This window comes from Gracilibacillus timonensis (assembly GCF_900086715.1).
GTDB lineage: Bacteria > Bacillota > Bacilli > Bacillales > Amphibacillaceae > Gracilibacillus > Gracilibacillus timonensis.
The window spans coordinates 551961-577350 of sequence record NZ_FLKH01000010.1 but is presented as its reverse complement, the minus strand read 5'-3'; the positions used below and the strand labels follow the sequence as shown (position 1 = coordinate 577350).

The 25390-nt window shown below is 41.7% G+C and carries 24 protein-coding genes and 1 riboswitch; of the genes, 12 read left to right on the top strand and 12 right to left on the bottom strand.

Annotated features, from left to right (window positions below; translation table 11 throughout):
- Position 1: 1 nt before the first annotated feature.
- The 5 genes from sat to BN6556_RS06630 form a co-directional block, all read right to left on the bottom strand.
- Complete coding sequence (gene sat, locus BN6556_RS06650) at positions 2–1186, bottom strand: sulfate adenylyltransferase (protein WP_392388585.1); 1185 nt, start codon at positions 1184–1186, stop codon at positions 2–4.
- 14 nt (positions 1187–1200) lie between these two features.
- Positions 1201–2892: an assimilatory sulfite reductase (NADPH) hemoprotein subunit gene (gene cysI, locus BN6556_RS06645; RefSeq protein ID WP_066188678.1), complete on the bottom strand. Its 1692-nt coding sequence runs from the start codon at positions 2890–2892 to the stop codon at positions 1201–1203.
- A gap of 14 nt (positions 2893–2906) precedes the next feature.
- Positions 2907–4712 (bottom strand): assimilatory sulfite reductase (NADPH) flavoprotein subunit, encoded by a 1806-nt coding sequence (locus BN6556_RS06640; protein ID WP_066188670.1) that lies wholly within the window; start codon positions 4710–4712, stop codon positions 2907–2909.
- Between the two features lie 56 nt (positions 4713–4768).
- Entirely contained in the window at positions 4769–5491 is a 723-nt protein-coding gene (locus BN6556_RS06635) for a phosphoadenylyl-sulfate reductase (RefSeq protein ID WP_066188668.1), read from the bottom strand.
- Positions 5492–5567: 76 nt separating this feature from the next.
- Positions 5568–5689: riboswitch (SAM riboswitch) on the bottom strand.
- 265 nt (positions 5690–5954) lie between these two features.
- Entirely contained in the window at positions 5955–6908 is a 954-nt protein-coding gene (locus BN6556_RS06630) for an aldo/keto reductase family protein (protein ID WP_066188663.1), read from the bottom strand.
- A 154-nt stretch (positions 6909–7062) separates the two neighbouring features.
- Between BN6556_RS06630 and BN6556_RS06625 the strand changes: the two genes are divergently transcribed.
- From BN6556_RS06625 to BN6556_RS06605, 5 genes are all read left to right on the top strand, one after another.
- A complete protein-coding gene (locus BN6556_RS06625) occupies positions 7063–8169 on the top strand; it encodes a sensor histidine kinase (protein ID WP_066188659.1) in 1107 nt (368 codons plus the stop codon).
- Positions 8166–8804 (top strand): response regulator transcription factor, encoded by a 639-nt coding sequence (locus BN6556_RS06620; RefSeq protein WP_066188653.1) that lies wholly within the window; start codon positions 8166–8168, stop codon positions 8802–8804. The genes BN6556_RS06625 and BN6556_RS06620 overlap by 4 nt, the downstream gene beginning before the upstream one ends.
- A 158-nt stretch (positions 8805–8962) precedes the next feature.
- The gene (locus BN6556_RS06615) at positions 8963–9895 is read left to right on the top strand and encodes an ABC transporter ATP-binding protein (protein WP_066188651.1); all 933 of its coding nucleotides are present in this window, start codon (positions 8963–8965) and stop codon (positions 9893–9895) included.
- A gap of 11 nt (positions 9896–9906) precedes the next feature.
- Entirely contained in the window at positions 9907–11154 is a 1248-nt protein-coding gene (locus tag BN6556_RS06610; RefSeq protein ID WP_066188648.1) for an ABC transporter permease, read from the top strand.
- The gene (locus tag BN6556_RS06605; RefSeq protein ID WP_066188645.1) at positions 11151–12236 is read left to right on the top strand and encodes an ABC transporter permease; all 1086 of its coding nucleotides are present in this window, start codon (positions 11151–11153) and stop codon (positions 12234–12236) included. The genes BN6556_RS06610 and BN6556_RS06605 overlap by 4 nt, the downstream gene beginning before the upstream one ends.
- A gap of 224 nt (positions 12237–12460) precedes the next feature.
- On the opposite strand, the gene gdhA is transcribed toward BN6556_RS06605, so the two are convergent.
- Positions 12461–13816, bottom strand: coding sequence for an NADP-specific glutamate dehydrogenase (gene gdhA / locus BN6556_RS06600; RefSeq protein WP_066188642.1), 1356 nt, complete (start codon positions 13814–13816; stop codon positions 12461–12463).
- 161 nt (positions 13817–13977) lie between these two features.
- On the bottom strand, positions 13978–15240 hold the full coding sequence (locus BN6556_RS06595; RefSeq protein WP_066188639.1) for an MFS transporter: 1263 nt from the start codon (positions 15238–15240) through the stop codon (positions 13978–13980).
- A 123-nt stretch (positions 15241–15363) separates the two neighbouring features.
- Between BN6556_RS06595 and BN6556_RS06590 the strand changes: the two genes are divergently transcribed.
- Positions 15364–15732, top strand: a complete 369-nt coding sequence (locus BN6556_RS06590; RefSeq protein WP_130859412.1) for a hypothetical protein — start codon at positions 15364–15366, stop codon at positions 15730–15732.
- Positions 15733–15811: 79 nt separating this feature from the next.
- On the opposite strand, the gene BN6556_RS06585 is transcribed toward BN6556_RS06590, so the two are convergent.
- Together BN6556_RS06585 and BN6556_RS06580 are read right to left on the bottom strand one after the other, a co-directional pair.
- Positions 15812–16075 carry a hypothetical protein gene (locus BN6556_RS06585; protein ID WP_066188631.1) on the bottom strand — a complete coding sequence of 88 codons (264 nt, stop codon included), beginning with the start codon at positions 16073–16075 and terminating at the stop codon, positions 15812–15814.
- A 111-nt stretch (positions 16076–16186) separates the two neighbouring features.
- Positions 16187–17002: a DUF2268 domain-containing protein gene (locus BN6556_RS06580; RefSeq protein ID WP_066188629.1), complete on the bottom strand. Its 816-nt coding sequence runs from the start codon at positions 17000–17002 to the stop codon at positions 16187–16189.
- Positions 17003–17144: 142 nt separating this feature from the next.
- On the opposite strand from BN6556_RS06580, the gene BN6556_RS06575 reads away from it, so the two are divergent.
- Positions 17145–17642 carry an Lrp/AsnC family transcriptional regulator gene (locus BN6556_RS06575; RefSeq protein ID WP_187374473.1) on the top strand — a complete coding sequence of 166 codons (498 nt, stop codon included), beginning with the start codon at positions 17145–17147 and terminating at the stop codon, positions 17640–17642.
- Entirely contained in the window at positions 17639–18805 is a 1167-nt protein-coding gene (locus BN6556_RS06570; RefSeq protein WP_066188624.1) for an aminotransferase, read from the top strand. The genes BN6556_RS06575 and BN6556_RS06570 overlap by 4 nt, the downstream gene beginning before the upstream one ends.
- Before the next feature lie 318 nt (positions 18806–19123).
- Here the strand turns inward: BN6556_RS06570 and BN6556_RS06565 are convergent, their stop codons facing one another.
- The gene (locus tag BN6556_RS06565) at positions 19124–19411 is read right to left on the bottom strand and encodes a HesB/YadR/YfhF family protein (protein ID WP_066188621.1); all 288 of its coding nucleotides are present in this window, start codon (positions 19409–19411) and stop codon (positions 19124–19126) included.
- 166 nt (positions 19412–19577) lie between these two features.
- On the opposite strand from BN6556_RS06565, the gene BN6556_RS06560 reads away from it, so the two are divergent.
- Positions 19578–19895, top strand: coding sequence for a MerR family transcriptional regulator (locus BN6556_RS06560; protein WP_066188619.1), 318 nt, complete (start codon positions 19578–19580; stop codon positions 19893–19895).
- A 635-nt stretch (positions 19896–20530) separates the two neighbouring features.
- Here BN6556_RS06560 and fbpA read toward each other — a convergent pair.
- Positions 20531–20755, bottom strand: coding sequence for a Fur-regulated basic protein FbpA (fbpA, locus tag BN6556_RS06555; protein ID WP_066188610.1), 225 nt, complete (start codon positions 20753–20755; stop codon positions 20531–20533).
- 497 nt (positions 20756–21252) lie between these two features.
- Here fbpA and BN6556_RS06550 point away from each other — a divergent pair, with 497 nt between their 5' ends.
- The 3 genes from BN6556_RS06550 (at position 21253) to BN6556_RS06540 (ending at position 24323) form a co-directional block, all read left to right on the top strand.
- On the top strand, positions 21253–22587 hold the full coding sequence (locus BN6556_RS06550) for an MATE family efflux transporter (RefSeq protein ID WP_078059954.1): 1335 nt from the start codon (positions 21253–21255) through the stop codon (positions 22585–22587).
- A gap of 88 nt (positions 22588–22675) precedes the next feature.
- Positions 22676–23659 carry a Gfo/Idh/MocA family protein gene (locus BN6556_RS06545; RefSeq protein WP_066188607.1) on the top strand — a complete coding sequence of 328 codons (984 nt, stop codon included), beginning with the start codon at positions 22676–22678 and terminating at the stop codon, positions 23657–23659.
- A 55-nt stretch (positions 23660–23714) separates the two neighbouring features.
- Positions 23715–24323 (top strand): CAP domain-containing protein, encoded by a 609-nt coding sequence (locus BN6556_RS06540; protein WP_066188601.1) that lies wholly within the window; start codon positions 23715–23717, stop codon positions 24321–24323.
- Between the two features lie 443 nt (positions 24324–24766).
- On the opposite strand, the gene BN6556_RS06535 is transcribed toward BN6556_RS06540, so the two are convergent.
- Positions 24767–24955, bottom strand: coding sequence for a hypothetical protein (locus BN6556_RS06535; RefSeq protein ID WP_066188598.1), 189 nt, complete (start codon positions 24953–24955; stop codon positions 24767–24769).
- Between the last annotated feature and the right edge of the window lie 435 nt (positions 24956–25390).

The following is a 25390-nucleotide window of genomic DNA, read 5'->3' as shown; positions in this document are numbered from 1 at the left end:
ACTAATTACTCCTTTTTAATCCTTTCATCAGGACTTCTGCTACTTCCGGGCGGGAGAATTCTTTTGGTAATGATTTCCCGGCTCGGAGCAATTCTCTTACCTTGGTACCACTTAAGTGGACATGCTCTGACTTGTCGTGCGGGCATGTTTTTTGCGTGGTCATATTTTCGCATTTTTTGCAGTAGAAGGCATGCTCGAATTTGAAGATATGAATGCCTAATTCTGCCTCATATTCACTAATCAGCTCCTGTGCTTCATAGGTACCATAATAGTCGCCTACCCCAGCATGATCTCTTCCGACAATAAAATGGGTACATCCATAGTTTTTGCGAACAAGGGCATGCAGGATCGCCTCACGAGGACCGGCATAGCGCATCGCTGCAGGATAGATGACAAGCCTAGCACGGTCTGCTGGAAAATAGTGTTTTAAAATCACCTGATAGCTTTCCATGCGAATATCGGCAGGAATGTCGTCAGACTTTGTTTCGCCGACTAGTGGGTTAAGCAACAGTCCGTCGACCGATTCTAAGGCGATTTTTTGGATATATTCATGGGCGCGGTGGACCGGATTTCTTGTTTGGAAACCGACGATCGTTTTCCAGCCAAGATCCTGGAATAGCTGCCTTGTTTCCTTAGGGTCTAAATAGAATTCCTCAAACTGACTGTGATCTGGTCTATTTAATAGGGTGATCGGTCCTGCTAAATAGACATTACCCTTTTCATATAACTTCTTTACACCTGGGTGGTCGTCCTCGGTCGTACCGTAGACCGCTTGTGCTTCTTTTAATTTATCATAATAATATTTCTCTTCTAGCTGTAAGGTGCCATATAAGACATTGTCCTTGCCGTATAGTGCCACTTGATCACCAATGGTTAGGTTATTGGCCTCTGCTTCTGTCACGGCTAAGTTAATCGGAATACTCCAAATCGTTCCATCTACCAAATGTAAATCATTGACGACGGCGTGGTAATCTTCCTCGCCTAAAAAGCCAGTTAAGGGACTAAAACCACCAATCCCAATCAATTCTAAATCGGATACGCTCCAATCATCAATCGTTAGTTTAGGAAAAAAGGCTGCCTTTTCCAATTGGGTGGTACGCTCTTCTCCTGTGAGTTCCTGATTAATGAGTACACCGCCATGTGCGGCGATCGACTCTCGTCTTTTCTCTTGAATAGTGGTCATCATCTATCCCCTTCCTCTTATTTATGGAATTTCCTTCCGTCGTATACTTCATCGATATAACCTTTTCGAACGACAAAATCGCCAAATTTTTCTGTTTCTTCACGATGACTGGCATAGTCATGCAGAATTTCTTTTAAATGGGCAAGGATATCTGCTTCACCAATGTTCTCGCGGTATAGTTGGTTGAGACGATCCCCTGTAAAGCTGCCACCTAAATAGAAGTTGTATTTACCGGGTGCTTTCCCGATAAAGGCAATCTCTGCTAAGGCTGGTCGGGCACAGCCGTTGGGGCAGCCGGTCATACGGATAACGATTTCTTCTTCACTTAATCCTTCTGCCTCTAACAGTTCTTCGATTTTATCAATTAATGATGGAAGGTAGCGTTCGGATTCTGCCATGGCCAAGCCACAAGTTGGAAAGGCAACGCATGCCATCGAGTTGCGGCGTAAACCAGAGTAATGCTTCCCGTCTGTTAAACCATACGACGTAATGATTTCGTCGATTTTTTTCTTCTTTTGGGCGGTAACATTAGCGATGACTAGGTTCTGATTAGGCGTCAAACGGAAATCACCGGTATGGATCTGGGCAACCTCACGCAAGGCCGTCATTAGTTGATAGTCCTCCGTATCTCGTACACGGCCATTTTGAACAAATAGGGTAAAGTGCCATCTTCGGTTTCCTTTTGTCCAGCCGTAGCGATCGCCATTATGATCAAAGTGATAAGGCTTTACCTCATCTAAAGAGTATCCAAGTCGGCTGGCGAGCTCTTCTTTGAACCAGTCTAAGCCGTGGCGATCAATGGTATATTTAAAGCGTGCATTTTTCCGATTCGACCGATTTCCATAATCACGCTGAATCGTGACGATTTTTTCCACGGTGTCAACAATATGTTCTTTTGACATATATCCTGCTATTCTACCTAACTGCGGATAGGTGTTAGTATCGCCATGTGTCGATCCCATTCCGCCACCGACTACGACATTAAAGCCTTGTAATTCCTCGTCTTCTACGATTGCAATCAATCCGATATCCTGGGAAAAGATATCGACATCATTCGATGGTGGAACAGCGATACCGATCTTGAATTTTCGTGGTAAATAGGTTTTACCGTAAATCGGTTCGGTGTCTTCTTTGGAATCAATCACCTTCTCACCATCTAACCAAAGCTCATGGTAGGCGCTTGTTTTTGGGGAAAGGTGATCACTGATTTGCTGTGCCCAATCCTGTACTTCCTGATGAATATCGGATTGGTAAGGGTTAGGATTGCACATCACATTACGGTTCACATCACCACAGGCTGCGATCGTGGTCATGGCTTCTTCATTAATCGTTTGGATCGTGTCTTTCAAGTTCCATTTTAGTACACCATGAAGCTGGTAAGCCTGACGAGTGGTTAGCTTGATCGTGTTGTCGCCGTATTTTCGAGACAACTCATCGACTGCGAGCCATTGTTTGGCGGTAGAAACACCACCAGGGATGGCGATACGGAGCATAAATTGATAGGCAGGCTCCAATTTCTGTTTGCGTCGCTCATCTCGAATATCGCGATCATCTTGCTGGTAGCTGCCATGAAATTTTAATAGTTTTGTATCATCCTCGGAGATAGAGGCGGTGATTGGGTCGGATAACCCTTCTTTAATCGTCCCGCGTAAATAATTGCTGTTTTCTTTCAGTTTCTCCGTTGGATCGAGTTTGGGCTGATCTGCCATGATATATTTCCCCCTTAGTAAACATCGCGCTGATATCTTTTCTCTTTTTTTAGCTGGTTAACATAAGCCTTTGCTTCTTCTTCTGTTTTATTTCCCTCTTGAGCGACAATCGTTTCTAGTGTTTGATGGACATCTTTAGCCATGTATTTTTCATCACCACAGACGAAAATATGGGCACCTTCTTCCAGCCATGTATACAATTCTTTGGCCTTTTCCTGCATGCGCTGTTGGACATATATCTTCTCTGCTTGATCACGAGAAAAGGCAACATCCATATTGGTTAGATAGCCTTGTTTCAACCATTTTTGCCAATCCACCTGGTAAAGGAAATCGGAGCGGAAGTGCTGATCACCGAAGAACAGCCAGGTCTTTCCTTTGAGTTCCAGTTCTTCTCGTTCCTCAATATAGCCTCTAAATGGAGCAACTCCTGTTCCAGGTCCGATCATAATTACGGGTGTTTGTTCATCAAATGGGAACTTGAAGTTCGGGTTTTTATGAACATAAATACTTAATTGATCACCGGGCTCAATACGGTCTGCGATTTCCCCGGAGCAAACCCCGTTACGTTCGCGCCCCCATGTCTGGTATCTTACGGTAGTAATGGTTAAATGAACTTCGTCAGGATTCGCCTTATAGCTGCTGGCAATCGAGTATTGCCGGGCAGGTATTTTGCGCAATATATGCATAATATTGGCTGGATCCAGTGCGTTCGGCGGATAATCGATGATGAGATCGAGTAAGTCACGTCCGTCGAGATAGGCTTTCACTTTTTCTTTGTCAGTAATAAGCTGCTGTAATGCTTCGTTGTCAAAATGGTTTGCTGCTTTTTCTAACAGTCCTTTTGTCAGTCTAGAAATCTCAAAGATCGATGATAATGCCTCTTGGATCGAGCGGATTTCTCCTTGCTTATTGATCGGAATTGTTTGTTCCGGATTCCATTCTAAAGTCTCGATCACTTGCTTGACTAGCAGTGGTTCGTTTTTCGGAAAAATGGCCAAGCAGTCTCCTGGTTCAAATTGAAGATTGGATCCCTCTAAGGAAACTTCGATATGACGAGTCTCCTTCTTGGATGTGTTGCCACTTAACACGATGTTATCAAGCACCTCTGCGCTGTAAGGGTTGCTTTTAGAAAAAATCGGCTGCTCTGCAGGGGTAGGGACGGCTGCATTCGTTTTTACACTTTTCTCCGTTTGTTCCTCTAATACACCTAATAGACCAGTGATCCATTCCTCTGCCAATTCCTCAAAATCGACATCGCAATCCACTCGAGGATGAATGCGTTCCGCGCCTAATTCTTCTAAGCGCTTATCGAAATCTAGCCCTGTCTGACAAAAATGTTCATATGATTCATCGCCCAATGACAGGACAGAGAACTTAGCGCCTTGTAATTTCGGTGCTTTGCGACTGTGAAGAAATTCATGGAATTCAATCGCATTATCGGGTGGATCTCCCTCTCCATGTGTGGCGGTGATAATAAATAAATCTTCTACTTCTTTGAGTTTCTTAGCCTTAAAGTCATCCATACTTGAAACATGTACCTCACGCTGCATCCCTTTCAATTTGTCGGATAGCTGTTCAGCTAGTGTCTGGCTATTGCCAGTTTCAGAACCGTAAAGAATAGTAGCGGTTCGTGTGGCAATGACTTCTTCCTGTGTCGCCTCCGGTGTGGAAGCGGCAGCCGGTGCAGGTTCGCTGCCTTGAGAAGCTGCTAGGTAACCAGAAAGCCAAGTTTTTTGAGATTCAGTTAAGCTTGGTAAGAGCTGGTTTAAGATTTCTGTTTGCTTTTGATCAAATGGGGAATTTGCCACTTGTAAAGTCAATGTCGTCACCTCATTTTTATTAATACGATCGATTTACTGGGGTATGCCGAAAAAAATTAAGACGATGGAGCGATGTGTAAGCCGCATTCCGTCTTTTGAGAATTACTCCATCTTCCTGAACGTTCATCGCCTTCGCCAGTTACTGGTGAGGTACAAGGGATACAACCGATACTCGGATAATTTTGATCATGCAAGGCATTATAGGGTAGCTGATGTTCTTCAATATATCCCCAAACATCATCCCAAGTCCAATGAATCAAAGGACATACTTTTACGGATTGAAACCGTTCATCCTTGTTGATGTAATTCGTGTTCGCCCTTGTAGGCGATTGCTCTCTTCTTAGACCGGATATCCAAGCAGTGGCACCACTTAGTACTTCTTCTAATGGCTTCACTTTGCGGATATAACAGCATTGATCAGGGTTTCGGGACCATAAGGCCGCTCCGTGCTTCTCTCGTTGCTCATCCACCGTTAACTCTGGCTTTTTAAAGGTGATCTGAAGCGATGGGTAACGCTGTTTGACTTCCTCAATCAAATCATAGGTTTCTTGAAAATGCAGTCCTGTATCTAGAAAAGCGAGTTTAGCATCAGGCTTCGTTTGGGCAATAAGATCAATCAAAACCATGCTTTCGGCACCGAAGCTGCAGGCATAAACAAGCGAATCATCATATGTCTGGTACGCCCATTCTAAAAGACTTTGAGCACCTTTAGTCGAATCATTATCGTCGTAAGTTTCATGATGGAAATCACTGTCGTGAAAGTTATCAAACGTAATCATGTAAACTCCTCCTCATATAATAAAAACCTTCTCAATCATGATCGATTAAGAAGGTAGATAGTCTTGTTATCATTCCTTCTTATCTCTCGGGTTCCATTACTAAAATATATGCTGTCCCGCAGGAATTGGCACAGTGTATATGGTTAACCTGTTGCCGAGGTTTCGCTGGGCCTGCCCCTCCACCTCTCTTGATAAGAAAATTAGTGTAATAATTGTTATTCTATATCTTATACACATTAACCCTTAATGTCAATAGGTTTTGTCGGATTTATGTTAATTTCATACATAATGACTAGTGTATCACTTGGTTTAATGGGGATCAGACTAACATATCCCCTGATAGAGTTCAACAGTAATATATAATAAAAGTGTAGGTGAAAGTCTACAGCTAGTTGCATGGTGAAATGGTTCTCTCCACCAATTAAAAAAGCCAATGAAGAAGTACATTGGCTTTTAAACGGAATTAGTGATAAGGATTACTCAAAATCCCTTCCACCTTGGCCATGGTTTCTGGTGACAATTTGGCACCGGAAGCTTGAACATTTTCTTCGATTTGTTCGGGCTTACTCGCCCCAATTAATGCGCTAGACACATTGGATTGGCGCAGGATCCAGGCAAGGGCAAGCTGGGACAAGGAGATCCCTTCATTGGCCGCTTCATTATTTAACGCCTCGACGCGGTCCAGATTTTTAGCTGTTAGTAATTTGGATAAATCTAAATTGTCTTGAGCTGCTCGACTGTCAGCAGGGATATCTTGCCCTTTTTTATACTTGCCAGTGAGCACCCCTTGCGCTAATGGTGAGTAAACTACTTGGCCGATTCCATGTTTTTCACTAATAGGGATAATCTCATCCTCAATCTGTCGGTGAAGCATACTGTAATTGGGCTGATGGACGACAATGCGATCCAATAATCGCTTGTCGGCAATATGTACTGCCTCGGCGATTTGTGCGGCGGACCATTCACTTACCCCGATGTATAGCACCTTACCTTGTCTGACTAAATCATCTAAAGCACGTAAAGTTTCTTCTAATGGCGTATCTGCATGATAACGATGACAGTAATAGATATCGACATAATCAAGTCCTAGTCGAGTTAGACTGGCTTCACATTGTTCCATAATATGCTTGCGCGAAAGACCTTGATCATTAGGACCATCCCCCATTTTGCCGAAAACCTTAGTGGCTAGGACATAAGAATGTCGCGGATAGTTACGAAGTGCCTTGCCAACAATCTTCTCTGCCTCCCCACGCATATAGACATTGGCTGTATCAAAAAAATTGATGCCTAGATCATATGCCGTATCAATCGCTTTCTGTGCCTGTTGCTGTTCAACATATCCTCCATAGGTAAGCCAGCTTCCTAAGCTAATCTCACTTACTTTCAATCCTGTATTTCCTAAACGACGATATTTCATCTATTTATCCTCCTTGTTTGACGAATGAAATCAAACGCTTTCATCAAGTATAAAAGATTTATAGTAGAGAAGCGAGTGATCTGTTCCGATGTTTTTTCGTAATAGCAGCGATATATGGTATATTATAGGTAGGAGTGAAGAGGGGGGGAGAAGGATGCATTTCTGGATTTGGTTAGGGTTGTGGCTGTTTGCTTGGACTGGTGCTATTTGGTATGAGATACAGCTGCAGATGTTGGATGTAACTTATTTGTTACTGATGGCTGCGATCTTTTTCGCTACCTTCTTTTTTACCTCTATTGCGAGAAAAAGCTATCCGTTTCTATGGTTGCTTTTAATTATTATTATTACTTTTAGTGCTGGCTGGCCCAGAGAAGCGGTCATGAATCCATTCGCATTGATGATGTATACATACACCTTTATTGCTATTATTGAACGGATAAGTTCCAAGATGGTTTATCTGCTGATTAGCTTGCTGCTATTATCCTTTATCGTCACGACGATCGGTTCTATGCCCATCCCTGTATGCCTATTGATTGTCCTATCTGCTTATTTGGGTACCTATTATTATCGTCGTAACAGCACGCGATTGGAAGATATAGAAGTGAGATATCAAGCTTTATTACAACGGTACCGCAGTATCAAACGTGAATCGGTGACGCGAGATCAGCATGCCCGCCAAGAAGAACGTGTGTCGATAGGCAGAGAAATCCATGATCGGGTGGGGCATACCTTAACGAACTTATTAATGAAGATTGAAATCTTGCGTATGCAGGGTGATAGTAAGGAGATGGGTGATCTAAAAAGCCTGGCCCAGGAAAGTTTATCAGAAACAAGAAGAGCGGTCAGGGCATTGCGGGAGGATAACACTACAGGTCTCGCTGCCATTATTCATTTGATTCGTAAATTAGAGGCGGAGCAATATATGTCTATTCAGTTTTCATTGAGAAAAAATGCATTATCTGTTCTATTAACGCCGGAGCAAGCGAGCATCACCTACCGGGCTATTCAAGAGGCAATGACGAATGTGATGCGCCATAGTCCGGGAAAGGAAGCGATGATCGTGCTAGAAGCCCCTGGACAGACACATTTTCGCTTTGAAGTGAGTAATCCCATCGAACAACAAATGGAGGTAAAAGAAGGGTTTGGCTTGCAGTCGATGCGCGAGCGATTAGTTCAGTTGAGTGGCTATTTAGAGGTGCAAACCTATCAGCAGCAATTTATTGTTAGAGGATCGTTTCCACTAAAGGAGGATACAGCATGACGGATATTCTGATTGCCGAGGATCAAGCAATTGTACGACAAGGGATCCAATTAATGCTGGAGACAGAATCCAGTTTTCATGTAAAAGGGGAAGCGCGAAATGGTAAAGAGGCCCTTCAACTACGGGAGTCCGCCCATTTTGACGTAGCCCTATTAGATATTCGTATGCCGGAGATGGATGGCTTACAAGCGGCCAAGGAAATGCTGCGACGTTTTCCAGCAACAAAAGTGTTAATGTTGACGACATTTAATGATGAAGAGTATGCGATCGAGGCCTTGCAGATTGGTGTGAGTGGTTATTTGTTGAAAGATGCCGAAGCGCATCAGTTGATTCAATCGATTAAAGGCTGTCTGGCAGGAGGCCTGCAATTACCAGGTGATGTAGCAAGCAAGGTAGTCCCTCACTTGCTGGAAAAGAAAAAACCGAAACAACAGAAGGATTTCATTCATTTAACCAAGCGTGAAGCCGACATTTTGTGTTTGCTGGGCGAAGGCAAAAGCAATAAAGAAATCGCTGATACACTGGCACTTTCTGTGGGCACAGTGAAGAATCATATTAGTCAGTTACTTGATAAATTAGATCTGCGTGATCGGACGCAGCTGGCGATTTATGCAATTCATCAAGGATATGTCTAAAAGCATTTCGCGTTCGATAGGCAGAATAGGTAACGACTCTATTTAAAATATGACGGAGGTCATGGTTTTTTCCAAAAGTAATGACGAAGGGCAGTGTTCGCACTGTCCTTTTTCGCTTATACTAAAAAAAGAATGGTTAAGAAAAGGAGGGCGCAGCGATGTTAGAAACTGCTTCATTGCGTAAGGTATATAAGAAAAATACGGCGGTGGATGATGTCCATTTTTATTTGAAAGAAGGGGAATCAGTAGGTTTGCTTGGTCCGAACGGCGCTGGTAAATCGACATTGATTTCGATGATTTCGACCTTGCTTAAACCGACATCGGGCACGGTGATGTGGAATGGGGAAGATATACTGAAGTCACCGAACATTATCCGCCCGATACTTGGCGTCGTACCGCAAGAGATTGCCTTATACAAGGAATTATCAGCCTATGAAAATGTGAAATTCTTTGGGAAGATCTATGGTATTCGCGGAAAAAAACTAGAGACGCGTGCCCAAGAAGTATTGGAATTAGTTGGTCTGGCCAGCCGGCAGAAAGAACAAGTGAAAAATTACTCAGGCGGGATGCAGCGACGGATTAACATTGCAGTTGCGTTGCTACATGAACCGGAGATTATCATTATGGATGAGCCAACTGTTGGCATTGATCCTCAGTCCAGAAGCTATATCCTGGAAATGGTGAAAAAGTTAAAAGAAGAGCGAGGTATGACGGTGCTCTATACCTCTCATTACATGGAAGAGGTAGAGCGACTCTGTGATCGTATTTATATTATGGATCATGGCAAAGTGATTGCTACTGGTTCTAAGCAGGAATTGGTGAGTATATTGGCAACGGAGGAAACCATTCAATTAGAGATGGAACAGTTATCCGAACCATTCATCAAACAGTTAGAGGCACATGAACCTATTTTAAAGGTAACAAAAACAGAGAAAGGTCTTACCTTAATTGTTACAAAAAATAGCAGGCCGTTAGCAGCTATTTTCCGAATGGCAGAAGAACAACAAGTCGTTGTTAATGGGGTGAATATCGCAGTACCTTCATTAGAAGACGTTTTTCTTCATTTAACAGGACGCAAGCTGCGGGACTAGGAGGGATAGACATGTTTGATTTTTTCTGGAAAGATGTCAAGTTAATGTGGCGAGATCCCACGGAACTGCTTGTGTTATTAGCGATGCCGTTTGTGTTAATTGTGATTTTAGGGTTTGCTTTAGGAGGAGTAATGAATAATCCATCCATTGAACTGAATGTCGCTGTGGTAGATCAAGATGATGAAGCGGCAGGTATGGAGCGATTTCAACATGACATCGAATCGGCATCTTTGCCCGAGGAACTAGGTGAAATAGCGAAAACCATTGCACCGAAGTCGATTTTGCAACAAACATTGGAAGAGGATTTAAGTGATGTATTGACGATAAAAGCTATGACAGAGGAAGAAGCAGTCCGTGCCCTGGAAGAGGGCGAGGTGGAAGCGGTTTTGACTATCCCTGAGGCATTCAGCTATGATAACTTACGCAATATGATATTAGGCGAATCGGTTCAAACCACCCTTTCTATTACGAAGGCAGCCGAAAGTCAGTTGTCGGGTGATATTTTTCAAAATATGCTGGAACAATTTACGCATACGATGAATTTGCAATCGTCTTACGCTAACGTTGCGATGGGAGAAGAGCCTGAGTTGACCATGGAAGAGGTGAGCAGACAAGAGACGGTGACAGAACGGGATCCGATATCCTCTATGGAATACTATGCGATTGGGATGGCTGTAATGTTTGGTTTTTTTGTTGCTTCAACCATGTCAGCAAAGAGTAAAAATGAGTTGGAAGAAAAGGTAATTAATCGGATTTTACTAACCGGACAACATCCTTTATCTTATTTGATGGGAAAGGTAATGGCAATGATCGTGATGGCGTTTGTCCAGGTCAGTTTAATTATTTCGCTATCATCCCTGGGTCTCCAAGCATTTCGACCATATGAGGGAGATATTATAATGAAAATGGTGTTGATCTTATTATTGTATGCCTTAACAGTAGGCGCGCTAGGCAGTCTGATGATTGCCTTAACAGTCCGATTTGAGGCACAGTCGTTACAAGACATATTTTCTATCGGTGTAGTAACGATCTTGGCTATGTTAGGGGGGAGCTTCTTTCCAACGGCTGGTTTACCCGATTTTGTGAAGATGATAGGGAGTTGGACACCAAATGGTGCTGCGATGAAGGCGTTTATGCTAACGAATCAAGGGTTGCCAATGGATGAAATAGTCCCTTATTTAGGAAGGTTATGTTTATTTGCTCTCATTATCTTCCTCGTCAGCGTTATGATCTTTCCGAAAAGGAGGGTGCAGGCATGATAGATATCTTTTTATTGCAATGGCAGCGTTTAAGGCGACGTCCTTTTATGGTGCTTGCTATGATTGCGATGACCGCTTTCTTCATCTTTTTTATCGGGGGCTCAAATACAGGAGATACGCAGTCATCCATACCCGTTTATTTCAGTGAAGAAGTTGACGACTCCACCCGAGAGACATTAATGGAGGAAGTGCAGACGCTAGAGGGATTTGATTTTTATTTAGACGAGTGGACCAATATGAAAGAAGAGGTTGCATTGGGGGATGTGGCCTTTGGTGTTCAATTAGCTGAGAATCATTATACCTTCCTGGTTAGTGCAGAAAATGAGTTGCAGAGCTTAGTAGACAATCATTTGCGCACGATCTATCAAGAGAAATTACTAATGGATCAGCTGCCAGATGAAGCAGACCAAGAGGCGTTTGCTGTTGAACTGGAGAACCCACCAATAGAGGTGATCAGTGAGACAGAGGGACAACCAGGTTTGTCTTTGAATAATCAATTGCACGTGTTATTTGGGATGACCCTTTTCTTTGCCATTTATACGATCGTCTTTAGCCTAGGCGAAGTGGCAGAGGAAAAACAGCGCGGTAGCTGGGATCGCCTGATTCTATCTCCTGTGCGTAAATGGCAATTATATTTAGGTCATTTAAGCTTTGCGTTTATCATCGGTTACCTGCAAATTTGCTCAGTGTTTCTGATGTTTGAATTTGTCTTTGATTTTACAATTGGTACGTCCTGGCCAGCTGTACTGTTGATTGCAGCTTGTTATACCTTGGCGATTGTGTCATTAGGTATGCTGCTGATTGGACTTGTACAAAAGTCTTCACAATTAGGTGCGGTAGTCCCCGTTGTGGCTGTTAGTATGGCAATGCTTGGTGGAGCTTATTGGCCATTAGAAGTAGTTAACAATCACATCGTGCTGGTTATTGCCGAGTTGATTCCTGTGAAGCATGCGATGGAGGCGCTCAAGGGTGTTGCCATGTATGGAGAGCACTTGTGGGATGTTACACAGCCTTTGGCGATTTTATTGTTAATGAGTGCTTTGTTTATGGGGGTTGGGATCAACTTGATGGAGAGAAGATAAAGTGTGAAGAAAGTCCGCCTGGCCCATTATCAAAACAAAGCTGGATAGGGCGTTGCCGAAAGGATGAATGATGATAAGGTAGCTGGTCCAACTATTTCCGCAGTGCTTATTAAACGCAAAATAACAGTCAAACTCATCACTTATAAAAGTAGCTGCTTCACATCATTTTTTTAGCATAAAAAGAACACCAAATCCATTTTGGTGTTCTTTACCTTTACATTAGATTAAATGACCCCTTGAGCAACCATAGCGTCAGCTACTTTGCGGAAGCCAGCAATATTGGCACCTACTACGAGGTTTCCTGTATGACCATATGTCTCTGCTGCTTCAGCACTGTTTTTGTAGATATCCGTCATGATTTCTTGTAATTTTGTGTCCACTTCCTCAAAAGTCCAAGAAAGACGGGCGCTGTTTTGTGCCATTTCTAACGCAGAAACGGCGACACCACCTGCATTAGCTGCCTTGGCTGGACCGAATAGGACGCTGTTTTCTAAGAAGACATCAATCGCTTCTAGGGTAGAAGGCATGTTAGCCCCCTCACCAACGGCTTTTACGCCATTTGCTACTAATGTCTTAGCGGCGTCTGTGTCAATCTCATTTTGGGTGGCACATGGTAAGGCAATATCACAAGGGATATTCCAAATGCCGCCAAAGTCTTCTTTGTATTCTGCATGAGGATGTTCATTGAGATATTCCTTGATACGTTTACGCTCCACTTCTTTTAATCGCTTCACGGTTTCTATGTTGATGCCTTTTTCATCATAGATATAGCCATTGGAATCACTGCAGGCAACCACTTTTGCTCCAAGTTCAGCAGCCTTGGCCATTGCATAGATAGACACGTTGCCGGAACCAGAGACTACAACTGTTTTATCTGAAAAGCTGTCATTATCCGCTTTTAGCATTTCGTTGACAAAGTATACGGTGCCGTAACCTGTTGCTTCTGTACGAGCTAAACTGCCGCCAAAGTCAACGCCTTTTCCAGTTAAAATACCAGCCTGATAACCGCCGCGCATTTTCTTGTATTGACCAAATAAGTAGCCTACCTCACGTCCACCTACACCGATATCTCCGGCAGGAACGTCGGTGTCAGGGCCGATATGTTTAGAAAGCTCGCTCATAAAACTTTGACAAAATCGCATAATTTCATTATCTGATTTCTCTTTCGGATCAAAGTCAGAACCACCTTTACCGCCGCCAATCGGCTGTCCTGTAAGTGAGTTTTTGAAAATCTGTTCGAATCCTAAAAATTTGATAATGCTGGCATTAACAGATGGATGGAAACGCAGACCACCTTTGTAAGGACCGATGGCACTATTGAATTGCACACGGAAACCACGATTCACTTGGACGTTTCCTTGATCATCTACCCAAGGAACACGGAAGGAAACCATTCTTTCTGGCTCTACGATTCTTGCCAGGATATTTTGTTCCATATAAATGGGATCTTGTTCAAATACCGGTACTAATGAGTCGAAAATTTCTTTTACGGCTTGATGAAATTCATTTTCGCCGGGATTACGTTGTTTGACTATTTCAAATACATTGTCTACATATTGTTTCGCTGTTTGGTTTGTCATATTGTCATTTTTCTCCCCTTGTAGTATTATTTTAGGTATAGCCTATACGTGACACAAAAAATATAAATTTCTGAAAATAACCCGCTATTTTTAATGGTAAAGCATTTAATTGATCGTAACAATGCTTATATTAGATACTATTGATCTATAATCGAGATAGGTTATGAGGTTTCTGGCAGCTGTTTGTCAGAGGGAACATAACGAAGAATCACGATACCTACGATAAATAATACGAGCAAGCTCAGGATCCCTGCGTTAGATTGCCCTGTAATTTGTGCAGTGACAGCTAAAAGAAGTGGGCCACTAACCGAAGCAAACTTTCCAAAAATATTATAAAAACCAAAGAATTCATTGGATTTCTGTTTAGGTATCAATTTGGCAAAATAGGATCTGCTTAGTGCTTGTATCCCTCCTTGAGAAGAAGCGACCATCATGGCAAGAATCCAAAAATCAAGGGCTGTTTCCAGAAAATAGCCATAGATGCAGACCAGCATATAAACGACAATCCCGATATTTAACATCGCTTTTGCTGAATAACGTTCCGCTAATTTTCCATAGAGCACAGCAAAAGGAGCGGCCACGACCTGGGTGACCAGCAAAACTACTAAGAGTACAGTGGAGCTTAATCCGACGTCGGTACCGTAGGCGGTAGACATGGAAATAATCGTTCCAACCCCATCGATATAAAAGAAATAGGCGAGTAGAAAAATGCTTACATATTTATACTGTTTGATATGTTTAATGGTATACCATAAACGTTGAAAGCTTTGGCGAATGGGTTTTGGATCGCGCGCAATATAATGAACCTGTTTGACATGACGAAGCATCGGTATAGCAAAGATTCCCCACCATAAACACGTAATCAGAAAGGCAATTTTACTAGCTGTTGTACTGCTGATGGAGAGGATTTCCTGTTGTGACAATAGGATAACGGAAATACCTAATACAAAAGGGATAGCACTCCCGATATAACCTAGCCCAAAGCCTCTGGAAGATACCTCGTTCATACGGTCATTACTGGCTACATCAACAAGAAAGGCGTCATAAAACAAGTTGGAACCCGTTGAGCCTAGAGAAGCCAATGTGTAGAAGACGAGTAGTAACAGCCATTCTCCTTCTGGTACAAAGACAAGGGCAAAAGTAGAAAAGAGTCCCAATCCCATAAAGCTGATAAAAAATTTCTTCTTTAATCCTTGGTAATCAGCGATTGTCCCTAAGATAGGGCCGAGTAATGCCAAGATAAAGGTGAAAATGGCAATCGTATAGCCGAGGTAAGCGGTGGAGTCAGCCCCGGCTATCCCAGCTTCTGTAGCCTGTGCCTTATAATAAATGGGAAAGATGGCAGTCGTAATAATGACAGAGAATGCAGAACTCCCCCAATCATAAAACATCCAGCTTTTTTCGAGTTTGGTAAATGATTTCATCGTCTCCTCCTCCTCTTTATACCCCTATTTTACTAGAAACAGCAGAAAAAAATAGATAAAGTTTATTTTTTTTGAAATCGGGTACATTAGAGTTAAATAAATCCTTTGTAAGGAGGGTGAGAAGTGATGTATAAACCAATTCAAGCATTTTTTAAAACAGAAAATGATGCAGAGAGAGTGAAAGCAGAATTAAACAGACTTAAGGTAAATGATATTCGAGTAGATAAGTTGGAAGATGCCCATCAAACACTTTTTTTAAGTCCACTGGGATATGGTGGTGGTTCCGCTGGAGGGATGGGAGCTTCTAGTGCAGGATCAAGTGGTGGAGGTATTTTCCCTATATTTGCCCGATCTAGTGAAGGCCAGGAAAGAGATGATACACAGAGAGATCATACGGTGGAGTGCGAAGTAGATGAGGAAGATTACCAAACAGCCTTAAAAATCATGATGGATAATGATGGTTATGTAGATAAGGATACATTTGAAGAATAAAAGTGTAATGACAGTCGTTTCTTTGAACGAAAGAGACGACTGTCATTACTTTTGGGAAGGGGATGTTCTCTCAAACGTACTACCAGAAGAAAAATGGCAAGAAGGCTATCGAAGCAATCGCCCCAAGTGCAATGCCCAAACCTAACCCGCTGCCATAGCCGCCTGAATAGGGTCCGAAAAATCCTATACCATAACCACCTATGCCTGATGGTCTTCTTCGAGAGTCAATAAATACCTGCGATTGGTTGACATGCCTGATAACCCCTCGATGTATCTCACCGTTACGTGTGACTATCTTGACTGGGCTTCCGATATTTCTTTTACAGAAGTCATAATGAGACATGTTAGATAACTCCTTTCATTAACAATAGAAGTCTTGCTATATAAGTATATGTGCATAGAAAAAGATCTGCTTAGTCATTTGTGCTGAGTAAGGTCATAATAGCAAGATGGCCTATTTTAGCTGGGCGGCAGACAAGATGTCTTCCTTTTTCATTTTTAATAATGCTTGACCAGATAACTTCTTTTGCTTCATAAAACGAGCAACGATATTAAACCCAATCAGGTAGCCAATGTTTTTAGGTGTTCCTGGTGCCCCATACATAATGGTGTCATGTCGTGGATGATCTCTAGTAATGGAAATGTATGGTGTCACCCAGCGTTCCCAGAGCTGTTGTAGTTCTGTGTCGGATAGCCAGTTAATCCGCTTGTTTCCCGCCTCCTCACCTACGTGTTTCCGAACAAGCCATTCGGCAGTTCCTTCCAGCATAATAGCGTCCAATACCGTGTATTCATTTTCAGGTTTTGAAAAATGGTGTAAGCGGCAGATGTGGCTATATTCATGAATGACGAGAGCCAGTATTTCTGTGTTGGTGGCCCTTTTTTGTAAGAATAATAACAGCTTATCAGGAAAGCTTAAGCCAGCATTGCTGTTGTACCATCGTTTGAACTCTGGGATATTTTCATTGGATGGCAGAATAAATACATTGGTATCAGGGCCATTCCACATCTCTTGACATTTTTTAAGTGCCTTTCCTGCTTTGCGGTGAAAAGGCTGTGATAACCATTCTTCTATTTGTTTTTCCTCTGTATCTGGATCGAACATGCCATGCTGTAGTAAATGAGACTGGATAGAGGAAGCGGAGAAAGAAGAAAAGTAAGGTGATAGCTTGTTACCTATTGTATTTTTGGATGATGAAGACACCTGATTGGAGGTTTGGCGTTGATCTAGCCATTCCCTTAGCCACTTATCTGTCGGATGAATCAACATAATTATTTCCCTCTTTTCGTTAGAAGGCGTGAATAATAGTGGTTTAAATTATTGACAAATTGTAGTATTATTGAATATTAGCAAGTAAAGTTTTTAATCGTTGTATTTAAGGTATACACATCAGCTAAAGAAGGTGAGTAAATTGAAAGAAAAAGAGATTGAGTTATTGAAGTTATTAGAGAAAAATGGACGAATTGATAATGATACGATCAGTAAAATGCTTGATATCGAAGTTTCCGAAGTGGAGGAGATAATTGAGCGATTAGAAAAAGAAAACGTGATTGTAGGATACTCTACCCTTGTTGATTGGTCTAACGTTTATGATGACGAAGGAGTGGCTGCCTTGATTGATGTGAAGGTCACGCCAGTGCGCGGGTTGGGTTTTGATAAAATTGCCTCGCGTATTTATCGTTTCCCTGAAGTGAAGGCTGTGTACTTGATGTCAGGTGCTTATGATTTAAGCGTCTCCGTTGAAGGGAAAACAATGATGGAAGTGAGCCGGTTTGTTTCTGATAAATTATCCACCCTAGATACGGTATTATCCACTACCACTCATTTTATTTTGAAGAAATATAAACATGATGGAATTATTTTCGATGATGGGGAAGATACGGATAAACGAATCATGGTGAGCCCATGAGTTCCCAATTTTTAGCCGATCATGTGGAGTCGTTAAAGCCATCAGGTATTCGTAAATTCTTTGACCTTGCTTCGAAAATGGAGAATGTGATTTCTTTAGGGGTAGGGGAACCAGATTTTGTCACACCTTGGAATGTGATTGAGGCAAGTTATCATTCTTTAGAACAAGGATACACTGCTTACACCGCAAATGCTGGGTTAATTGAATTAAGAGAAGAGATCAGCAAGTATCTGCAGGAGACCTTTTCTATCCAGTATGATCCAGAGAACCAGCTTTTGGTGACGGTTGGGGCAAGCCAGGCGATTGATTTGGCCTTGCGGGCTATTTTAAACCCAGGTGAAGAAGTGATTGTCGTCGAACCATGCTTTGTATCGTATGGCCCAGCTGTATCCTTAGCTGGCGGCGTGCCGATTACGGTTAGTGCCTTACCGGAAAATGAATTCAAGGTTACTCCAGAGCAGATCGAAGCGGCTATTACACCGCAAACAAAGGCGGTTATTCTCTGTAGTCCTAATAATCCTACAGGTGCCGTTTTAAGCAAAGAGGAGTTACAAGGCATTGCAGGAGTTGTAAAGGAACATAACATCATGGTGTTATCTGATGAAATTTATGCGGAATTATCCTATGATGAGCAGGCGGCCAGTATTGCATCTGTAGATGGAATGGAAGCACATTCGATTGTTATCTCAGGTTTTTCCAAATCATTTGCGATGACGGGCTGGCGGCTAGGTTATGTAGCGGCACCTGCTGATTTGATTGCTGCGATGACGAAAATTCATCAGTATACGATCATGTCAGCGCCAACGATGTCACAATATGGTGCTCTTGAAGCGCTGCGAAGCGGAAACGATAGTGTATTGGAAATGCGGGAAAGTTATCGCCAGCGTCGTAATTTCGTAGTAAAAGAATTGAATGAAATGGGGCTTGATTGCCATTTGCCGGGAGGAGCATTCTATGTCTTCCCATCGATTAAATCGACGGGACTGCATTCTGAAGAATTTGCCCAAAAACTCTTGGAAGAACAACGTGTAGCCGTGGTCCCAGGGCATGTATTTGGAGAGAGTGGTGAAGGTCATATTCGTTGTTCCTATGCTGCTTCTATCAAACAATTACGCGAAGCAATGGGACGTATGAAACGATTTGTGGAGCAATATCAGGGATAATAGCTAAAGAAAACATGCTTTCTAAAGGGCGTGTTTTCTTAGTGAGTGAGCAAGACATAAGAGCTGCCTAATCATTGGTAGCTCTTATTTACGTTAAGCATTATCTTGTTAACTCCGATGGTGAATAGTTTTGACATCATCCCACTAGAGTATCTGCCCCTAATATTGTTATGGTTTGTACTTTCTTTGAGTGTTGTTGGTGCCGTACTCACGTATATCAATAAAAACAGAACAAATTATTAAGCACGTTAAAAGACTTGGGATGCCGTTAGTGACAAGGACAACGCATTATCTAACGGCATCTCACGTTTTGAATGTTTACTCGATAACATATTCGATCTCATCGAATTTTCGTGAGTATTTGATATGGAAATCCATCTGATCAAAATACCAGAGATCGGAATCCTCCACGAAGAATAAGATACCTTCCTCCGTTATTTCTGCTCCAATATTATGCGGGCTCGCCTTATCAAGGGCAAGCGAAAAACCTTTATGGACACCACCAAACCCACCATAACGGGCAAAGAAACGCACGGCTTCTCCTTCTTCTAGGTTTAATTCTCTAATAAACCATTTTGCTGCTGGTTTCGTGATTGACATCTTCATGATTATAAATCCTCCTTATACTAATAATATTAACGAAATAATGATTGGAAAGCTACCTATAGAAATAATGTAAGGAAACTTGACATATAATTAGGAATATAAGCAGAGGTGTTATATAATGTATGGAAAGTTACCTAACATTTCATGATATCAGGTGGTGCTAGTAATGGCTGAAAGTCCTTCATATAAACATCGAAAGGTAATAACAATAGGGATTGTGAGTGAGTTAACGGGTTTATCGGAAAGACAAATCCGTTACTATGAGGAAAGGAAGCTAGTATTCCCCGAGCGTTCGCCAAAAGGAAACCGTAAATACTCGTTTGCAGATGTGGAATTATTGATTGATATTGCCAATAAACGCGAAGAGGGTGTGCAGACCTTCGAAATTCGTCAGGATATGATCCGGGCCAAGAAAAAACAAGAAAGGAAGGCGCTGCTCAGAGGAGAAATAAATGCGCGTTTTGGTATTCAAAAGGACAGGTAAAAAGAAAATATCCATAAATAACAAAACGCCCAGTTCTATAGACCATTCAAAGAAGTCACTGAACTGCCGATAAGTTGGATTATGTTAAGTAACGAGTCCATCTAATTCATATAGTAAAGTTGATTGTTTGTCTGTGCTAGATGGCGCTTCGAAAATAGGTTCCACTTTCCTCTTTTCTTACAGGATTCTCCGCCTATTTCCTCCGCTGGATAGTGGCACTACAATCGAATGACTGCGAGGATGTAGAATTCTAGGCACCATCATCATGCTAGATAAACTTGTTCAGAGAATGATTCGGTCATACATTATGACTTTTATAAATGAAAGAACCATTTTGTAGCATGATCCATGACACAGCCAAAAAAATCAGTAGACGATTTTCTTCTTTTGTTACCATACCGTCTATGTACGTAGAACGCTTCCTCCTTTACAGTGATAAGCATTGTTGTACTTTTACCTAGCGTAGCATATTCCCGGAGCGGCTTGCCCAGCACAAAAAAACAGTCAAAGTCAACTGCCTACAAAAGTGGACTACTTAACATAATCCAACCACCATTCGTTCAAGGTCAAAATCATTCCAAGTCCTATTATACTAAGTATTATGCTTTCCTTGCTTATAAGAAAAGACGAGAAGCTTATTGGAAACTAAGCTTCTCGTCTTTTTGACTGGGGTCATATCGCAAGAGTTTGAGTGTAAGGTCCTTATCGAACTCTAAACAAAATCGTTCATAGTCATGTACAATCTCACTAATGGATTTGTGATACAAATCGTTGTTATTTTGTTCAACAATACCATTTGCCATTAATTGTTCAATCAGGTACAGTTTCTGCATTTCTACTGCTTCTCGCAAAAAAGCCACTGCATTCACCTCCTGTTTTGTCTCATAAATAATCATTGTATGTGGAAACGACGGTTTATATTACTGTTTATTTTGCTTCTCTAAGAAAAGTATTTCCTTCTTTGATAAATGTTATACCCCTCATATTACTAAATATACCCTAAAATTGTGTATATGGTATTACCAGGAGATTAAGATTCTGTGAAAAAAAGAAGAAAGTAAAAAATCACGGGATGGAGATCTGGTAAAGGGTCTTCTAGGCTGTTTTTGCAACACCGAGCAAAAGTGTGTAGCAAGTGCTGGGGTTTATTGTATACTGGAAATTGTTATGCAGAAAAGATCCATTATTACTATATGTGACGGTTCATGTAATGACATAGTGAACATAACTGAAAACGATAAATCTGATATAAATAAATGGATCAACTGAAAAATTCTTCTGGCAGAGGAGCATAACATATTTCAGCTAATGGTGTCTATTGCTTAGGCTCAGGTTGTATAAACAGGAGGGGAATTGTTTGAGTAAGCAGCGGGATTTTACACAAGGAAATCTTATGGGAGCTTTGATTTATTTTTCGGGACCGATTATATTAGCCCAGCTGCTGCAGGTTTCTTATCAGTTAGTAGACAGCTTATGGATTGGCAATTTAATCGGCGCAAATGCCCTAGGTGCGGTTAATATAGCTGGAGTAGTCATTTTTACCGTGCTTTCCTTTGTGATTGGTATTAATAATTCAACCTTGACGATTCTTTCCCAGCAAAAAGGAAAGGGTAATGAAGCAGGAGTGGCTAGGTATATCAATGCCTTTGTCGTAACCTTAACCTGCATTGGTGTATTGATGGGATTAGTAGGTGTTATTTTTGCTGAACCTATTTTACAGCTTTTAGGCACACCAAGTGCCATGCTGGATGATTCAACTACTTATTTACAGATCAATGCAGTCGGTATTTTGTTTTTGGTTGGTTACAATTTTATTAGTACAGTGTTACGAGCGGTGGGTGACAGTAAGACACCGCTGCGCATCGTTGGTCTGGCGGTGCTATTAAATATTGTGCTAGATCCACTTTTTATTGCTGGTTTTGATTGGGGAGTGCAAGGGGCAGCGGTGGCTACGATTATGTCACAAGGTTTTTCGATGATCTATGGTGGATGGTATGTGATAAGACACCAGCTGATCGAATGGCAGCGACCGCACTTACCTGCTTGGACAGAAGTGAAGCTTATTCTGAATTTAGGTATCCCATCTGGTTTACAAATGGCGATTATTTCGGCAGGGGCAGCTGCCATTATGAGTGTGGTCACCTCACATGGTGAAGCGGCTGTTGCTGGTTATAGCGCGGCGCAACGTTTAGACAGTGTGATCTTGCTTCCTGCTCAAGCCTTAGGGGCGACGGTCAACAGTATGGCTGGTCAGAATATCGGTGTGGGAAAATGGGATCGTGTAAGGAAGATCGCCTTATTGGGAGTGGCTTATAATACAGTGATTATGCTGGTGTTTGCCGGTTTATTGGTGCTATTTGCAGACCAGGCCATTCGCATGTTTATTCAAGAAATAGGAGCCGTACAATTCGGTACTCATTATTTAATGGTGATTGCCTTCTTTTATCCATTCCTTGGCGTGAATTTTGTCTTGAATGGTATTGTAAGGGCTTCTGGCGCCATGTACCAAGTGATGATTTTGAATCTGTTATCCTTCTGGATCTTGCGTTATCCACTTTCTTATCTGATGTCCGAGTGGTTAGGGGAAACAGGGATTGCCTATGGGATTGGTATGAGTTTTGTGATTAGCAGCTTATTGGCGTTTCTTTATTATCGATTCGGGAAATGGAAGAATAAGCAGATTTTCTCGTAGCGCTTGTCGACGAGAAAACTTGTCTTTGTAATCGCTTTAGTGTAGGATTTGTGTAACGTATATCATAAGTAAAGGGGAGTGAAATGCGATGATTAGAGTTGGTTTTGTTGGTACAGGTGGATTTACGAGACATCATATTTCTTTTTTGAAGGAGTTTGAAAATGTAAAAGTTGTCGGTTTTGTCGGTTCTTCTGAGGAAAAGGCAGCTAATTTCGCTGCTCGATATGATGATACGACTGGTTATGCCACACTGGAGTCGATGATTGCACAGGAGCAACTGGATGCTGTGTATATCTGTGTACCGCCGATGGGGCACGAAAATTATGAAGAATTACTGATTGACCACGGTATTCCCTTTTTAGTGGAAAAGCCTTTGGGAGTGGAAGAGGCGCAAGTAAGGAAGGTAAGAGACAGGGTTAAGGAAACGAATCATCTCACCTCGGTAGGCTATCATTTTCGTTATATGGATACGATCCAATTATTCCGAGATATGCTCCCCGGTGTACAGGTGGGTACGGTTACCGGTAAATGGATGGGCTCCATGCCTGATGTATACTGGTGGAAGAACCAAGCGCAATCAGGTGGACAATTCAATGAACAGACGACACATATTGTAGACTTGATTCGCTTCTTGTTTGGTGAGGTGAAATCGATTTATGCCCAAGAGGCTAATGCGGTCACAAAAGAAAAGGATGCATCGGTTACGGTGGCTGATGTGGGCTTATTTACATTAACGATGGAAAATGGAGTAATCGTTCAAATAAGTAATACGGCGGTGTTGCCAGATGGTGTAGGCGAAGTAGGGGTGAAGGCATATACCGACCAAGGGATTATCGATTGGCAAACAGGTCATTTGGAAAAGCGAACGTCAAATAAATTAGAAAAATATCTCACCAAACAAAATCCGTATCGCAGGGAAAGTGAGGCTTTTTTACATGCAGTAGCTACCGGTGATCGTTCGAAAATCTTGTCCTCCTATGAGGATGGCTGGCATAGCTTTGCCGTTGCCTTGGCAGCAAGAAAATCTTTATTAGAAAAACGAGCAATAGAATTAGCAGAATGGCATGAATAAGATGGGATGCTCACGCACATAGTAAACCTGTAGGAAATTCCTAGAGGTGATGATAATGAAAAGAACCATTTTATTCGTTTTGATGTTGTTGGCTGTCGCTGTGATAACGATGGGATGTGGTGAGTCTTCACTAGGTCCGGAAGACGAAGGTGTTCAGCCTCAACATATTAGCTATCAACAAGACAGGCAACCTGATCGAGGAGAAATTCCCGTGCAACCGGGGCGAGAGCAAAATATTTTTGATGAATCAAATCAGCCATCCACGAGTCCAATGGGGGATGCCAGAGAGAATGATCAGGCTGCAAAAGTTTTGCAACTGACCAACCAAGCCAGAGAAGAGCATGGGATTTCTCCTTTACAAATGGATTCGTCTTTAGCCAGTGTAGCGCAAGAAAAGGCAGATGATATGGCAGCTCACCAATATTTTTCCCATACTTCTCCAACGTACGGCTCGGCGCAGGATATGCTGGAACAATTTGGTGTGCCGGCTGTGAAGTCAGCAGAAAACATTGCAGCTGGCCAAACATCGGCGGAAGAAGTAGTAGAGAGCTGGCTAAACAGTGAAGGACACCGCCGTCATATCCTAGACGCAGAGCTCACGCATTTGGGTGTTGGATACCAATCGGATGGGAATTATTGGACGCAATGGTTTATCCAGCGATAGTATTTTTTGTTTGATGTACAAGCGATTCATTTTACAATGAAGATGAATCGCTTAGTTTTGTTGAAAATAGAGGAGTTGCTGCTTTTACTTGAGTTTTCTTTGTATTTGTTAACTTTGTTGCAGATTAACCAAACTACATTTTTTAGGGAAGGTTATGTAATATTAATATCCCCGTGCGAACCTTTGCCTTTTATATGCGAACTGTTTAATCTGAATCATTAGTAATTAATTTGTAATGCTGATTGGGGTCGTTAATGGAAGATCTCACTAATTTTAATATTCCCTTATTTGTTAAATTATCAAGAATCTTCTTTGAATAATTTGGACTTCTTTCAATTTTATTTGAAAGTGTTTTGGTTGTTAACAGACCTCTGCCATAGATATATTCAACAGCCGTTTGCTCTTCCTTTGTCAAACTGTTCCATTCATTTGTAATTAATGTATTATTCTTGTTTTACTATATTCATTTCTGTTCCAACTTCTTCTTTACTTCCCTCAAATCTTAAAAAACGAATCCTTGAACTGGGGAAATAACGTATAGGATACTTAGTAAATAACAAAACACCTGCAACAGTAAATTCGGGACTATCAGTTGTACCATTGATAAACCCTCGTGCGTATAAAGGTAACATCAAATTCTCCCCTGTGTAACAAAACCCTCCTTAAATGAAATCCGGTAGTTATTCAAATTGGACAAGTGTTTGTGGACAATTGACTATTTCTAATTATTATACCATCTATTGGGAATAGTATATACTGTTACTACTGAAAGAGAAGGTAATCGGTTAGCACCAAGTGTATGTTATTTGAACGCTGCGTTAAGACAGAGCTAAGAAGAAAGAAGAAAATGTTTTACAGGGGATAACTTACATTAAATGTACAATAAATGAGTAACATCAAACAATACTAGTGATTTTGGTAGTTTATCTCCCTTCATTCAAACTATTTGACATGTTAATCAAACTTATTGGCATGTTGATGTGTGAAAAACGCTTGTATAATCGTTGATATATCCTTTGATTGGAAAAAGCTATTTAAATGGCAGGAGAACATAAGCATCCTAATAG